This window comes from Halalkalibacter wakoensis JCM 9140 (genome assembly GCF_000513095.1).
Classification (GTDB): domain Bacteria; phylum Bacillota; class Bacilli; order Bacillales; family Bacillaceae_D; genus Halalkalibacter; species Halalkalibacter wakoensis.
The window spans coordinates 22344-36630 of record NZ_BAUT01000040.1; the positions used below are offsets into that span (position 1 = coordinate 22344).

Below are 14287 nucleotides of genomic sequence, written 5' to 3' on the forward strand. Positions count from 1 at the left end.
ATAAGAAGAAGGAAGGCAGCATCTCTTTACCTTGTCTTCCTTTCCTCTGAACGAAAAGAGGTGAAAGAAAATGAAACGTTTGTACCGGACTCAATATGACCGTAAACTGGCGGGGATTTGTGGTGGATTAGCGAAATATTTTTCAATTGATCCAACGATTGTCCGCTTATTAGCGGTTGTGTTATTTTTTGTATCGGGCTTTTTTCCGTTTGTAGTCGGATACTTTATTGCGATCTTTGTTATTCCGAATGAAGAGGATGTGAGAGAATCATGAGATGGATCATCGGATTGATCATCAACGCCCTCATTTTAATGGGAATTGCGTATGTGTTTGAAGGTTTTTATGTTTCAGGATTTATCGCGGCTTTGTTTGCTAGTTTGCTTTTATCGATTGTGAACATGATTGTCAAACCGATCCTAGTGATTTTGACCTTACCGATCACCGTGCTTACTCTTGGTTTATTTTTGTTTGTGATCAGTGCCATTACTCTTATGCTAACGGCAGCTTTAATGGGAAGTGCCTTTGTTATTGAGGGGTTCGGAATGGCGGTTTTGGCAGCGATTTTAATTGCGATTATTCAAACGTTTGTTGTAAAACCTTTGCGAAACCGCCGCTAACCTTTAAGGCCTGACTTTTTCTCATAAGTCAGGCCTTAAAAATTTTTATGGAAGTATGAAATGCAGGAATGGAAAACATGCTAAAATGGAAAGGAATACATTTTCAATTGTTAGCATAGAGATGTGAAGGTGGGATTAGCAAAGTGGCAAAGGTAACAGCAAATGATTTATTAGAGCGCTTTAACCTTGAATTGATCGCAGGAGAAGAAGGAATTTATCGAGCGATTACAACGAGTGATTTATCTAGACCTGGTATTGAGATGGCAGGGTACTTCACCTATTATCCAGCTAAACGTTTGCAGTTATTAGGGAGAACCGAGCTTTCGTTTTTTGAACATTTAAAGCAACACGAAAGAGAAGAACGAATGTTGAAGTTATGTACATATGATACACCTGGAATTATTATTTCCCGAGGCTAGAGGTTCCGACGGAGTTAGTGGATGCTGCAGAAAAAGTCGGCGTGCCCCTTTTGCGTTCAAGTATGGCAACAACTCGCCTCAGTTCAAGCGTTACGACCTTTTAGATAGTGAACTAGCACCAATGACAGCGGTGCACGGTGTGCTTGTTGACATTTATGGAATTGGTGTGTTGATTACTGGAAATAGCGGTGTCGGGAAAAGTGAGACGGCGCTAGATTTGGTTCGTCGTGGACATCGACTCGTTGCCGATGATTCAGTTGAGATTCGCCAAGAAAACGAAGGAACACTTGTGGGGCGTTCCCCTGATTTGATTCAACATCTTCTTGAAATTCGCGGGTTAGGGATTATTAATGTGATGACATTGTTCGGGGCAGGGGCAGTTCGTCCGTTTAAACGAATTGTTCTTTGTATCAATCTAGAACTTTGGGATCAAAAGAAGGCGTATGATCGCCTTGGTTTAGAAGAAGAGAAGATGAAAATCATTGACAGTGAAATTACGAAACTCACCGTTCCCGTACGCCCTGGTCGTAACTTAGCGGTTATTATCGAAGTAGCAGCGATGAACTTCCGTCTGAAGCGTCTTGGTTTTGATGCGGCGCAAGAATTTTCTGAGCGTTTAACCGATGTGATTGAAGAAGGCGATCATGAGGAATTTCGCTAATAGTATGGTATAATGTCGGCGTGTTCAATTATGAACGCGCCTTGTTTTGATCGTTTTAAAAGGAGAGTGGAGACGTGGAAGAGACAATACAACCATATAGCCGAGTTTTTTTAGAAATTGGTCCATTAACGATTTATTGGTATGGGGCTTTAATTGGACTAGGGGTTTTTCTTGGCTATTTAATTGCGACAAGAGAAGCAGTAAAGCGTGGCTATCCGAAAGAAATGTATGCAGATGTTCTGCTTTTCGCACTGCCAATCGCAATACTGTCAGCAAGACTTTATTATGTTATTTTTAGATGGGAACAGTTTGCAGATAACCCAATTCGTATTTTTTACATATGGGAAGGTGGCCTCTCCATTCACGGCGGGGTCATTGGAGGGATGCTTACAGCTTACTTTTTCTGTAAAAAACGTGGCTACTCGTTCTGGCAAGTGGCTGATATTACCGCACCAAGCTTATTGCTAGCTCAAGCGATTGGCCGCTGGGGCAACTTCATGAACCAAGAAGTATACGGAGGCCCTGTTACGCGAGAATTTTTAGAAGGCCTGATGCTTCCTGACTTTATTATTAATCAAATGTACATCAATGGTACCTATTATCACCCTACTTTTTTATATGAATCGCTTTGGAATCTACTCGGATTTTTCTTATTAATCTATTTACGGAGATTTAACCTAAAACAAGGTGAAATCTTCATGACGTATTTAGTGTACTACTCTTTTGCGAGATTTTTCCTTGAGATGGTTCGCTTAGATTATTTAATGATTGGTGGAGTGTTAAAAACTGCTCAAGTCGTTTCAATTATCTTAATACTGTTTGCGATTGGATTCACGATTTATCGCCGAAAACAACCGAACACACCGAATTATCACGATCCAGCCATTAGTAATACAGCAAATGCGAAAGCAAAACAAACGAATAAAAAACAGAAAAACCGCAAGAAAAAATAGAGAAAAAAAAGCACGTCGGAGGGAGAGAACAGCTTGGGAATGCTGAAGCGCGGGCTTCTAGTTGGTTTGCAAACAACGTGGACGCTCGGGAAGATTATATTTCCTATTACGTTAATTGTCACAATTTTAGGGTATACACCCGTTCTTGATTGGATTGCCCAGCTACTAGCCCCAGTTATGAGGCTCATTGGATTGCCTGGGGAAGCAGCCATTCCGCTTGTTCTCGGAAATGTGCTGAATTTGTATGCCGCCATTGGTGCGATTTTAACCATGGAGTTAACGGTGAAGGAAGTATTTATTTTAGCGGTGATGCTTTCCTTCTCCCATAACTTATTTGTGGAGTCAGCTGTTGCCAAAACAGTTGGCTTACGTATGTCCGTTGTATTAGCCGTTCGGGTTGGACTTGCGCTATTATCAGCCTTTTTCATCAATTTAGTATGGAGTGGTGGACAGGAAACAGCTCAGTACGGGTTCGTTTCAAATGCAGGGCAACCAGAAATAAGTGGATGGCTTGCCATTGCGTGGCAAGGTGTAACAAGTGCGACGCTAGGAATCATACAACTAGCGATCATTGTTATTCCACTTATGATCGTCGTTCAAGTAATGAAAGAACGAAATTGGTTAAAATTCGTTTCAAAAACGATGGCTCCTTTTACGAGAATGCTTGGCATTAAAGAAAACACGTCAACGACGCTCGCATCTGGTTTGCTGTTTGGTCTTGCCTTTGGAGCGGGTGTAATGATTCAAGCGGCAAAAGAAGATGGTGTGGCTAAGAAGGATTTGTACCTTGTTTTTATTTTTCTCGTAGCCTGTCATGCTGTTGTAGAGGATACGCTAATTTTCATCCCTCTAGGAATCCCAGTGTGGCCGTTATTGCTGATTCGTCTTGTCACTGCCATTGTGTTAACGATGGCGATTGCGTATATTTGGAACCGATCTGAAAAAAAAGAAGAGCTTGAACGAAAGGAAGCGACTTTATGAAAATTGACACGTTATTGTTTGATCTAGATGGAACGTTAATCAACACAAATGAATTAATTATTGCTTCATTTCTACATACGTTGGAACATTATAAGCCTGGCGAATACACGCGCGAACACGCGATTGAATTTATTGGACCACCACTCACAGATAGTTTCGAGTCCGTGGACGCCACTCGTGTGGATGAAATGATCCAAACGTACCGCACGTTTAACCATGCTAAGCACGATGAACTTGTAACGGAGTATGAAGGGGTTTATGAAACGATCGAGCGTCTTCATAAAGAAGGCTACAAACTAGCAATTGTAACGACAAAAATTAGAAAAACGGCGTTAATGGGTTTGAAGTTAACTGGTTTGGATCAGTTTTTCGATGTGGTTATTGGGTTGGATGACGTCGAGAAAGCGAAGCCAGATCCTGAACCATTAAACAAAGCATTGGCCGCTCTTGGTTCATCAAAAGAGACAGCGATGATGATTGGTGACAGCTTGTTTGACGTGGAAGCAGGAAAAAACCTTGGTGTGCCAACGGCTGTTGTTGGTTGGTCGATTAAAGGTCCGGAAAAAATCAAGACATTTGAAGCAGATTACACTTTGTCAAACATGCGTGACTTGCTCGCGATCGTTGGAGTGGAACAGCCATGAGTCGAAAAACAGAGCGATTTCCGGTAAAAGAAGCAAATTCGCTCTGGCAAATTTATAAAACCGTTCCATTTGGAAAAGTGTTAAAAAATGTCATCATTATCATGATTGCTCGCTTTATCCCGTGGATGGGAATGAAAAACTGGCTTTATCGCACCTTTCTCCGAATGAAAATAGGCGATGAAACAGCGGTTGCTTTTATGGTGATGATGGACATTATGTTCCCAGAACGAATTTCCATCGGTCGTAACTCGATCATTGGATACAACACGACCATATTGGCGCATGAATATTTGATTAAGGAATATCGCTTAGGTGATGTCGTAATCGGCGACGAAGTCATGATCGGAGCCAACACAACGATTTTACCAGGAGTCACGATTGGAGATGGCGCCATCGTGTCCGCCGGCACACTTGTCCACCGCGACGTTCCAGCCGGATCGTTTGTTGGAGGGAATCCGATGCAGGTGATTCGGGAAAAGATAAATGAATAAGAAGAAGCTGTTAGGTACAAGGTACTTGACAGCTTTTTTGTTTTTTCATAACCTTTTCGCTCTCACACTAAATTTTACGACAATTCAATCAAAACGGTTGACGCAAGAAGACCGTTCGCGTTAAACTAACTATACGCTTTATCTTGTTAGCACATTAGCGAACTAAAGGATTGTATTTAGAAAGATTGTTGCATACTGTACTGCTCATAGTGAAATGAAGCGAAAGTCACTCGACTCCTGCGGGAAATAGAGGTAAGGTCAAGACCCCACAGGCGCAGCGAGGAGGCTTGACACCTCCCCGCGGAAAGCGAGTGACTGTAGCGCAATGGAACGAACATGGGAAGAAACATCTACCCATAAAACAATTAATTAATCAAAAAGCGATTCGTAAGTTTGTCGCTGTAAGAAAGGCTTACCTCAAAGCGAAATGAAGCGGAAGTCACTCGACTACTGCGGGAAAAAGAGGTAAAGTCGAGACCCCACAGGCGCAGCCGAGGAGGCTCGACACCTCCTTGCGGGTGCGAGTGACTGTAGCGCAATGGAACGAACATAGGAAGAGCACCTAACCAGAAAACACCCTTTCAAAAATAAAAAACAGGTATTTTGACAAAAAACGCGAATGATTAGGAAAGATAAAAAAAGAAGCAGGAGAGCTGCACAGAAAAGCAGACAACGGAGATGAACGAGGAGTGAAATCAATGTCTAAGCCACTTATGTTTGAAAAACCACTCGGTATGCGCGATACGCTACCAGAAATGTACGAAATGAAAAAACAAGTAAGCCAGCAACTAGAAGCCGAAATGACAGGCTGGGGCTATCAAATGGTTGAAACACCAACATTAGAATATTACGAAACAGTCGGATTAGCATCGGCTATTTTAGATCAGCAATTATTTAAACTATTAGACCAGCAAGGCAATACATTGGTGCTTCGACCAGACATGACAGCACCGATCGCAAGACTAGTTGCCTCTAGCATGAAGGGAGAAGCCTATCCGCTCAGACTCTCTTACCAATCGTCGGTTTACCGTGCGCAGCAGCATGAAGCAGGCAAACCAGCTGAGTTCGAGCAAGTAGGAGTTGAGCTGATTGGCGACGGGACAGTTAGTGCTGATGGCGAAGTGATTGCCTTAATGGTCTCCTCTCTTAAACGCGCTGGGTTAACAAATTTCAAAGTTGCGATTGGCCATGTTGGCTACGTGAACGCGCTTCTCCTTGATATTGTCGGAGAGCGTGCCGATGAGCTGCGTCGTTTTTTATATGAAAAAAATTATGTGGGATTCCGCGAGCATGTGAAAAACTTGCCGATCTCCTCGATTGATAAAGGCCGACTGCTTAGTCTCTTAAAATTACGCGGTGGCAAAGACACGGTGGAAGAAGCAAGAAAGCTGATTTCAACCGAAGAAGGAACAAAGGCATTAGCAGAACTGACGGAGCTGTGGCAAGTCCTGGAAAGCTATGGGATCGAAGAGTATGTCAAACTTGATTTAAACCTCGTCCTTCACATGAGTTACTACACAGGTGTGGTGTTTGAAGGATACGGCAGCCGTTTAGGTGTCCCTCTTTGTAGTGGCGGTCGCTATGATGAGTTACTTGGGAAGTTTGATCGTCCAGGTCAGGCAACAGGATTTGGAGTCCGTTTAGACCTTCTCGTTGAAGCGATTGGTGAGTTAGCGTCAACTTCAAAGAAAACATGTATTGTGTTTAGCAAAGAAAGACGCAAAGAAGCATTCCAAAAAGCTGCAAGTTTACGAGCAAATGGGGAATCCGTTGTCGTCCAAGACATTGCAGGGGTCAAAGATGTTGATGGAATGTCAGAGCAATTCACCGAGGTGCACTACTTCATTGGTGCGAAGAAAGGAGACGCGTAAGATGGCAGAATGGTTAACGGTTGCAATGCCGAAGGGACGAATTTTTGAAGAAGCATTAGAACTACTACGAAAAGCAGGCTACAACTTACCGGCAGAGTTTGATGACTCTCGTAAGTTAATTATTGATGTGCCAGAAGAAAACATGCGTTTTATCCTTGCCAAACCAATGGATGTGCCAACCTATGTGGAGCATGGGGTAGCCGATGTTGGGGTTGCTGGAAAAGATACGATGATTGAAGAAGAGCGTGTGGTTTATGAAGTGCTCGACTTGAAAATTAGCGAATGCTACTTGGCAGTTGCTGGTCTTCCGAATTATGAAAAGAAGGACATCAATCCAAAGGTCGCTTCGAAATATCCGAACCTTGCTACGCAATATTTTAAAGAGCAAGGCGAGCAAGTGGAGATCATTAAATTAAATGGTTCAATTGAGTTGGCACCATTAATTGGACTTGCTGATCGGATTGTCGATATTGTTTCAACAGGAAGAACATTAAAGGAGAACGGCTTAGTGGAGCTTGAAACGATCGTGCCGATTACATCTCGTTTAATTGTGAATCCTGTTAGTTACCGGATGAAAGACGAACGAATTGATGAAATGGTCGAGCGCCTTTCTCGAGTAATCGAGGAGGAAGAAGCATGAAAATCGTCAAAGTTGGAGCAGAAGTAAGCATTAAACGTGATATTGATACAGGAACCGAGCAACAGAGAGAAGCGGTTGAAGCGATCATTTCACAAGTGAAAAAGCAAGGAGATCAAGCTCTGTTTGACTTAACCAAAAAGTTTGATGGAGCAGAGCTTACAAGTTTGCGCGTAACAGAAGAGGAGCTCAACAGTGCTTATACAGAAATTAGTGATGAGTTAATTTCTGCGTTACGTGAAGCGATTGTCAACATCAAAGACTTCCACGAGCGCCAAACGCGGCAATCGTGGATGACGACAAAGGAAGATGGAACCATTCTCGGTCAAAAAGTAACACCACTTGATTCGGTTGGTGTGTACGTTCCTGGTGGGAAAGCTGCGTATCCATCCTCGATTATGATGAATGTAATTCCTGCTCAAGTGGCTGGAGTCGAGCGCATTGTTATGGTGTCTCCAGCAGGAGCGGATGGAAAGCTTCCGGCAAGTGTGCTTGTGACAGCGAAGGAACTTGGGGTAAAGGAAATTTACAAAGTTGGTGGAGCGCAAGCGGTTGCCGCCCTTGCGTACGGGACAGAAACGATTCAGTCTGTTGATAAAATTACGGGCCCAGGAAACATATATGTAGCCCTAGCAAAACGCGCCGTATTTGGTACAGTTGATATCGATATGATTGCTGGACCGAGTGAAATTGTCGTTCTTGCTGATCAGAAGGCGAATCCGCGTTATATTGCTGCTGATCTTTTATCACAAGCTGAACATGATGAGCAAGCATCAGCTGTCCTCGTTACAGCTTCTCAAGATTTAGCGGAACAAGTCGCAAAAGAAGTGCAAGAGCAATTAACCACATTGCCAAAGCGCGACATTGCCGGGGCGTCGATACGAGATTATGGTGTGATTTATGTGGCTTCTGACCTCGTGGAAGCGGTGGATGTAGTCAATCAGCTCGCGCCAGAGCACTTGGAGATTCTGACAGAAGAACCGATGAATCTAGTCGGGAAAATTCGTCATGCTGGAGCGATTTTTGTTGGACCATATAGTTCAGAGCCGGTTGGGGATTATTTTGCAGGACCGAATCATGTCCTTCCGACGAATGGAACGGCACGTTTTTCGAGCCCGCTCAATGTGGATGATTTTACGAAAAAATCAAGTATCATTTCTTATAGCAAGCAAGCTATTGAAAACAATGGTCATAAAATATCCGCTCTTGCCCGTCTAGAAGGGTTAGAAGCACATGCACGAGCAATTGATATTAGGTTGGAGGAAAAATAAATGACAGAACGTCGCGCACAAATCGAACGTAATACGGGTGAAACACAAATTAAATTAGACTTTGCGGTGGATGGAGAGGGAGTTTCAAAGCTTGAAACCGGAGTTCCATTTTTAACACATATGCTTGACCTTTTTACGAAGCATGGTCATTTTAACTTAACGGTTGATGCAAATGGAGATACAGATGTAGATGATCACCATACAACAGAAGATATCGGGATTTGTCTTGGTCATGTGTTAAAAGAAGCCCTTGGTGATAAAAAAGGAATTCGTCGCTACGGAAATGCGTTTGTTCCAATGGATGAGACGTTAGCTCAAGTGGTTGTTGATTTGAGCAACCGTCCTCACCTTGAATTTCGTGCTGAGTTTCCAAGTCAAAAAGTCGGTACGTTTGATGTGGAGCTCGTTCATGAATTTATGTGGAAGCTCGCACTTGAAGCAAGAATGAACTTGCACATTATCGTTCACTACGGTCACAATACGCATCACATGATTGAAGCTGTATTTAAAGCATTGGCACGAGCGCTTGATGAAGCAACAAGTATCGATGAGCGGGTAAAAGGAGTCCCGTCGACGAAGGGAATGTTGTAGGATGATCGGCATTGTTGATTATGGAATGGGGAATTTGCACAGTGTCTCGAAAGCTCTTGAACGACTAGAGCTAGACTATGTGTTAACTGATGATGTAGAGAAATTAAAACAAACGGATGGACTGCTTCTTCCAGGAGTCGGTGCCTTTCCAGATGCGATGAAAACGCTAAATGAAATGGGCTTAACGGACTTTTTGCGTGATTGGGCAGACTCTGGCAGACCCCTTCTAGGCATTTGCCTTGGCATGCAGCTTTTATTCGAAGAAAGCGAAGAGCATGGAGAGACAGAGGGCTTGAAGCTGCTGCCTGGCCGCGTTGAGCGTTTTCTAGGACATACGGCAAACGGTGAAACATACAAAGTTCCGCATATGGGTTGGAACAAGCTGACGTTCCAAAAGCCGGACCATAAGCTTTTACAAGATGTAGAAGAAGGCCATGTGTATTTTGTTCACTCTTATGTTGTCAAACATAAGGACGAGAACGTGTTAATTGCTTCAAGTGAATATGATGTAACCGTTCCAGCTGTTGTCGGCAGGGACAATGTAATGGGAACGCAATTCCATCCGGAAAAAAGCAGTCATGTCGGAATGGCGATTCTTCGTAATTTTGGGGAGCTTGTCACGCAAGGAGGAGAAAGTCGTGAGTAATTTTGTTATTTATCCAGCGATTGATATGAGAGACGGAAAATGTGTGCGCCTTGTTCAAGGGGATTATGATCAAGAAACGGTCTATGGGGATTCTCCGTTCGATATGGCAAAATTATTTGCTGATAGCGGTGCTGAGTGGATTCATATGGTTGATTTAGACGGAGCGAAAGCGAAAAAACGTGTGAACCACGAGCATGTACTGCGTGTCGCAAAAGAGCTTGATGCAAAAGTACAAGTTGGTGGCGGAATTCGCACAGCTGAAGACGTTGCTTTTTACCTTGATCAAGGGGTGGATCGTGTCATTCTTGGAAGTGTGGCGGTGAACAATCCCGAATTTACAAAAGAAATGCTTTCTACATATGGAGGAGAGCGAATTGCGATCGGTCTAGATGCACGTGACGGTTATGTCGCGACAGAAGGATGGCTCGAGACGTCTTCTGTAAAAGCGGAAACGTTAGCGCAGGAGTTGGCTCGTCACGGAGCGGAAGTGTTTATTTTTACAGACATTTCACGCGACGGGATGCTATCAGGTCCAAATACAGAAGCGATTACGAATTTAGCGGAAGCAACAGGCAAGCAAGTGATTGCTTCTGGTGGAGTGAGCTCGCTTGCAGATTTAACCGAACTACGCGAGCGTAAAGCGCGTGGAGTAAGTGGAGCCATCGTGGGAAAAGCTCTATACACGAACCAGTTCACGCTAGAAGAAGCATTGCAAGGAGGGGAATAGAGTGTTAACAAAACGAATCGTTCCTTGTTTGGATGTGAAAGATGGACGTGTTGTCAAAGGCGTTCAGTTCGTTGACTTGCGTGATGCAGGTGACCCGGTTGAGCTTGCTGCGTTTTACGATGAGCAAGGAGCAGATGAACTCGTATTTTTAGATATTTCCGCCTCACATGAAGGCCGTGAAACGATGGTTGAGGTTGTCGAGCAAGTCGCGGGAACGCTCGCGATTCCGTTTACGGTTGGTGGAGGTATCAACTCGCTTGAAGATATGAAGCGAGTGCTGCGTGCAGGAGCGGACAAAGTTTCGCTCAATACCGCTGCGGTCAAACGTCCAGAGCTGATAAAAGAGGGAGCAGACTTTTTTGGTTCTCAATGCATTGTAGTCGCGATTGATGCGAAATACGACGAAGAGCTTGGCTCATGGCGTATTTACACGCACGGTGGACGTGAAGCAACTGAATGGGAAGTAACAGAATGGGCGAAGGAAGCGGTCCGTCTTGGTGCGGGCGAGATTTTGTTAACAAGCATGGATCAAGATGGAGCGAAAACAGGCTTTGATCTTGCTTTAACAAAAGCGGTGAATGCGGCCGTGACAGTACCGGTGATCGCATCAGGTGGTGCTGGGAAAAAAGAAGATTTTGCTGATGTGTTTGAGGATGCGAAAGCAGATGCAGCACTAGCAGCATCGATTTTTCATTACAAAGAAACGTCGGTTGCAGAAGTGAAGACGTATTTACGAGAGAAAGGTGTGGCCGTACGATGAGTATTGAAAACATTAAGTTTGATGAGAACGGCCTTGTCCCTGCCATTGTTCAAGATGCCGGAAGCAAGGAAGTGTTGACACTTGCTTATATGAATAAAGAATCACTAGAAAAATCACTTGAATCAAGAGAAACATGGTTTTACTCGCGCTCACGCCAAGAGCTTTGGCACAAAGGAGCGACATCCGGTAACACGCAGCAGATTGTGGATATGCGTTATGACTGCGACAGCGATGCGATTGTCGTTCTCGTTGTACCGGCTGGGCCAGCTTGTCACACGGGTGCTTATACGTGTTTTAGTGATTCGTTGTTTGGAGAAGAAGCTATACGCACCAATCCAACCCGTTTTGCGATCATTGATGAGTTAGAAAAGGTCATTGCTGAGCGCGAAGCAACGATGCCAGAGGGCGCTTATACAACGTACTTATTTGAAAAAGGCGTAGATAAGATTCTAAAAAAGGTCGGCGAGGAAGCTGGAGAAGTCATTATCGCAGCGAAAAACCGCGATCCAGAAGAACTGAAATGGGAAGTGGCCGACTTATTCTATCACGTGCTTGTTTTACTTCGTGAACAAAAGCTACCACTCGACGATGTGCTTGCGGTATTAGAAGAAAGACATAAATAGGGTTAAACTCTACCTTAAAAGGTACAACAAAGGCTATTTGTTGTACCTCTTTTTTCGTTCCCACGCCTTGAAAAATGATGTATACTAAAGGTTATGAATGAGAAGCTGGAGGTAACAAAACTTCATGGGATTAAAACCAAAAGATGAACAAGAAAAACAAAAAGTGGTACCGTTGTTTCAAAGTGGGGATTATTTTTTCCATCGAGGCATTGCAGCGTATCGAAAAAACCACTTACAGCGAGCGATTAAACTGTTAGAAAGAGCGGTAAAACTAACAAATACAGAACCTGTTTTTCATGTTCAATTAGCCGCAGTGCTTTCTGAGATTGGCGAGTATGAGCGGTCAAATGAAATATTAGAAAATGTATTAGCCGAAAACAAAGACGTAGCGGAATGCTACTTTTTTATGGCTAATAATTATGCCTATTTAGGCTTATTTGAAAGAGCAGAACGCATGACATTGCGTTATTTAGAATTAAGTCCAGATGAGCGTTTTACACAAGATGCAAAAGATCTGTTAGAGTTGCTTCGCTTCGAACGGGAAGAAGAGGACGACTGGGAAGAAATTGAGGAAGATGAAGATGAATTGCTTGCTCAGTTTGAACGTGCCCATTATTTAATCAGACAAGGCAACATGTCTCAAGCTGTTCCTGTTCTACAAAAGATCATGGATGAACATCCAACCTACTGGACAGCTCATAACCAATTGGCTGAGGCGCTTTTTCAAATGGGAGATGAATCAGCCTTTGACCTCTGTTATACGGTGTTGGAAAAAGATCCTGGAAACCTTTTTGCGATTTGCAATTTAGCATTGTTTTATCATAAAAATGGGGAAGCTAAGAAAGCAGAACCATTTATTCGTTCATTGCAACGTGTCTACCGATCGATGGGGATCATTATACAAAAGTGGCAGAAACGTTATGTACAATCGGAGAGTATCAAGCTGCCTATGAAAGAATAAAAGATGTTAGCCGCTGGGAACTAGAAGAACGTCCAAAGCTATTGTATTGCTTCGCGGTTGCTACGTTTTATGTTTCTGGTAAGGAAAAAGCAGAACCTTTGCTAAAACGTGCAGAAGAGCTTGGCTCAAAACAAGCGATAGACGTTCTTTCCGGAGTGGCGAAGGATCGCCCTTGGAATGAAATCGTACATTATAATTTATGGGTTGAATAAGTAGGCAGAAAAATAGACAATACCCTTCCAATTCGCTACGATATGACTTAGAAATATATATTAGTGAAGAGCTTTAATAGAAGGAGTGGACCATAATGACGGAAGAAAAAATTTATGATGTTGTCATAGCTGGAGCAGGTCCTGCAGGTATGACAGCGGCTGTGTACACCTCTCGTGCTGGTCTATCAACGATCATGGTTGAGCGCGGAATTCCTGGTGGACAAATGGCCAATACAGAAGATGTAGAGAACTACCCAGGTTTTGACCACATTCTTGGACCTGAGCTATCAACAAAAATGTTTGAGCATGCGAAAAAATTCGGTGCTGAATATGGCTATGGCGATGTGAAAGAAATCGTTGATGAAGGTGATTTGAAAATAGTTAAAGCGGGAAGCAAAGAATTCAAAGCACGTGCAGTCATTGTCGCAACAGGAGCAGAATACAAAAAACTCGGCATCCCTGGTGAAAAGGAATTAAGCGGACGCGGTGTTTCTTATTGTGCTGTCTGTGACGGGGCGTTCTTCAAAGGAAGAGAGCTAGTCGTGATTGGCGGAGGAGATTCAGCTGTTGAGGAAGCGGTTTACCTGACTCGTTTTGCAACTAAAGTAACGGTCGTTCATCGCCGTGATGAACTTCGTGCACAGAAAATTTTGCAAGATCGTGCCTTTAATAATGACAAAATTGAATTTGTTTGGAACCATACGGTCAAAGAAATCAATGGCGAAAACGGCAAGGTTGGTAGTGTAACGCTTGTAAACACCGAAAATGGCGAAGAGAAAGAATTCAAAACAGATGGTGTCTTCATTTACATCGGCATGCTCCCACTGAACGAAAGTGTCAAAAACTTAGGCATCACAAATCAAGATGGTTATGTAGAAACGAACGAAGAGATGGAAACAAAAGTCCCGGGTATCTTCGCAGCAGGCGATATCCGCGAGAAATCACTTCGTCAAATCGTAACAGCTACAGGAGACGGAAGCCTAGCAGCACAAAACGTTCAACATTATTTAGAAACCCTTGCCGAAAAATCAAAAGGGTAAAACTTTCGAATCAAGTGCAAAATCTTTTTTGATTTTGCACTTGAATTTTTTTGGGAGAATCGTGCCCGAAAAGCACTAGACTTGCAGGGGACAGGAATTTTCTTACATAAGTTCGTGGGTAACCGGCCGCAGGGGAATGACACTAGCTTTCCGCGGGTGCCCGGTGAGCCTCCTCGGCTGA

17 protein-coding genes and 1 pseudogene are annotated in these 14287 nt (G+C 43.5%); all 18 read left to right on the forward strand.

Annotation, left to right across the window (positions count from 1 at the left end; genetic code table 11):
- Positions 1–70: 70 nt before the first annotated feature.
- The 18 genes and pseudogenes from JCM9140_RS14440 (at position 71) to trxB (ending at position 14106) form a co-directional block, all read left to right on the forward strand.
- Entirely contained in the window at positions 71–274 is a 204-nt protein-coding gene (locus JCM9140_RS14440) for a PspC domain-containing protein (RefSeq protein WP_034747896.1), read from the forward strand.
- Positions 271–618, forward strand: coding sequence for a phage holin family protein (locus JCM9140_RS14445; RefSeq protein WP_034747900.1), 348 nt, complete (start codon positions 271–273; stop codon positions 616–618). The genes JCM9140_RS14440 and JCM9140_RS14445 overlap by 4 nt, the downstream gene beginning before the upstream one ends.
- A 143-nt stretch (positions 619–761) precedes the next feature.
- A pseudogene (gene hprK, locus JCM9140_RS14450) lies at positions 762–1698 on the forward strand (HPr(Ser) kinase/phosphatase).
- Between the two features lie 74 nt (positions 1699–1772).
- The gene (lgt, locus tag JCM9140_RS14455; RefSeq protein ID WP_034747903.1) at positions 1773–2651 is read left to right on the forward strand and encodes a prolipoprotein diacylglyceryl transferase; all 879 of its coding nucleotides are present in this window, start codon (positions 1773–1775) and stop codon (positions 2649–2651) included.
- A gap of 33 nt (positions 2652–2684) precedes the next feature.
- Positions 2685–3632: a nucleoside recognition domain-containing protein gene (locus tag JCM9140_RS14460; RefSeq protein WP_173585936.1), complete on the forward strand. Its 948-nt coding sequence runs from the start codon at positions 2685–2687 to the stop codon at positions 3630–3632.
- A complete protein-coding gene (gene ppaX, locus JCM9140_RS14465; protein ID WP_034747905.1) occupies positions 3629–4276 on the forward strand; it encodes a pyrophosphatase PpaX in 648 nt (215 codons plus the stop codon). The genes JCM9140_RS14460 and ppaX overlap by 4 nt, the downstream gene beginning before the upstream one ends.
- The gene (locus JCM9140_RS14470; protein ID WP_034747908.1) at positions 4273–4767 is read left to right on the forward strand and encodes an acyltransferase; all 495 of its coding nucleotides are present in this window, start codon (positions 4273–4275) and stop codon (positions 4765–4767) included. Before ppaX ends, JCM9140_RS14470 begins: the two co-directional genes overlap by 4 nt.
- Positions 4768–5465: 698 nt before the next feature.
- Positions 5466–6638 (forward strand): ATP phosphoribosyltransferase regulatory subunit, encoded by a 1173-nt coding sequence (locus tag JCM9140_RS14475; protein WP_081727705.1) that lies wholly within the window; start codon positions 5466–5468, stop codon positions 6636–6638.
- A 1-nt stretch (position 6639) separates the two neighbouring features.
- The gene (hisG, locus tag JCM9140_RS14480) at positions 6640–7278 is read left to right on the forward strand and encodes an ATP phosphoribosyltransferase (protein WP_034747910.1); all 639 of its coding nucleotides are present in this window, start codon (positions 6640–6642) and stop codon (positions 7276–7278) included.
- A complete protein-coding gene (gene hisD, locus JCM9140_RS14485) occupies positions 7275–8546 on the forward strand; it encodes a histidinol dehydrogenase (RefSeq protein ID WP_034747913.1) in 1272 nt (423 codons plus the stop codon). The genes hisG and hisD overlap by 4 nt, the downstream gene beginning before the upstream one ends.
- Complete coding sequence (gene hisB, locus JCM9140_RS14490) at positions 8547–9137, forward strand: imidazoleglycerol-phosphate dehydratase HisB (RefSeq protein ID WP_034747916.1); 591 nt, start codon at positions 8547–8549, stop codon at positions 9135–9137. It begins immediately after the preceding gene.
- Between the two features lies 1 nt (position 9138).
- Positions 9139–9783 (forward strand): imidazole glycerol phosphate synthase subunit HisH, encoded by a 645-nt coding sequence (hisH, locus tag JCM9140_RS14495; protein WP_034747919.1) that lies wholly within the window; start codon positions 9139–9141, stop codon positions 9781–9783.
- Positions 9776–10510 (forward strand): 1-(5-phosphoribosyl)-5-[(5-phosphoribosylamino)methylideneamino]imidazole-4-carboxamide isomerase, encoded by a 735-nt coding sequence (gene hisA, locus JCM9140_RS14500; protein WP_034747922.1) that lies wholly within the window; start codon positions 9776–9778, stop codon positions 10508–10510. The genes hisH and hisA overlap by 8 nt, the downstream gene beginning before the upstream one ends.
- A 1-nt stretch (position 10511) precedes the next feature.
- A complete protein-coding gene (hisF, locus tag JCM9140_RS14505) occupies positions 10512–11270 on the forward strand; it encodes an imidazole glycerol phosphate synthase subunit HisF (RefSeq protein ID WP_034747924.1) in 759 nt (252 codons plus the stop codon).
- Complete coding sequence (gene hisIE, locus JCM9140_RS14510) at positions 11267–11893, forward strand: bifunctional phosphoribosyl-AMP cyclohydrolase/phosphoribosyl-ATP diphosphatase HisIE (protein ID WP_034747927.1); 627 nt, start codon at positions 11267–11269, stop codon at positions 11891–11893. Before hisF ends, hisIE begins: the two co-directional genes overlap by 4 nt.
- A gap of 124 nt (positions 11894–12017) precedes the next feature.
- A complete protein-coding gene (locus tag JCM9140_RS14515) occupies positions 12018–12854 on the forward strand; it encodes a tetratricopeptide repeat protein (protein ID WP_052002283.1) in 837 nt (278 codons plus the stop codon).
- Positions 12800–13066, forward strand: coding sequence for a hypothetical protein (locus tag JCM9140_RS23840; RefSeq protein WP_156314887.1), 267 nt, complete (start codon positions 12800–12802; stop codon positions 13064–13066). Before JCM9140_RS14515 ends, JCM9140_RS23840 begins: the two co-directional genes overlap by 55 nt.
- Before the next feature lie 95 nt (positions 13067–13161).
- Positions 13162–14106 carry a thioredoxin-disulfide reductase gene (gene trxB, locus JCM9140_RS14520; protein WP_034747930.1) on the forward strand — a complete coding sequence of 315 codons (945 nt, stop codon included), beginning with the start codon at positions 13162–13164 and terminating at the stop codon, positions 14104–14106.
- Positions 14107–14287 lie beyond the last annotated feature (181 nt).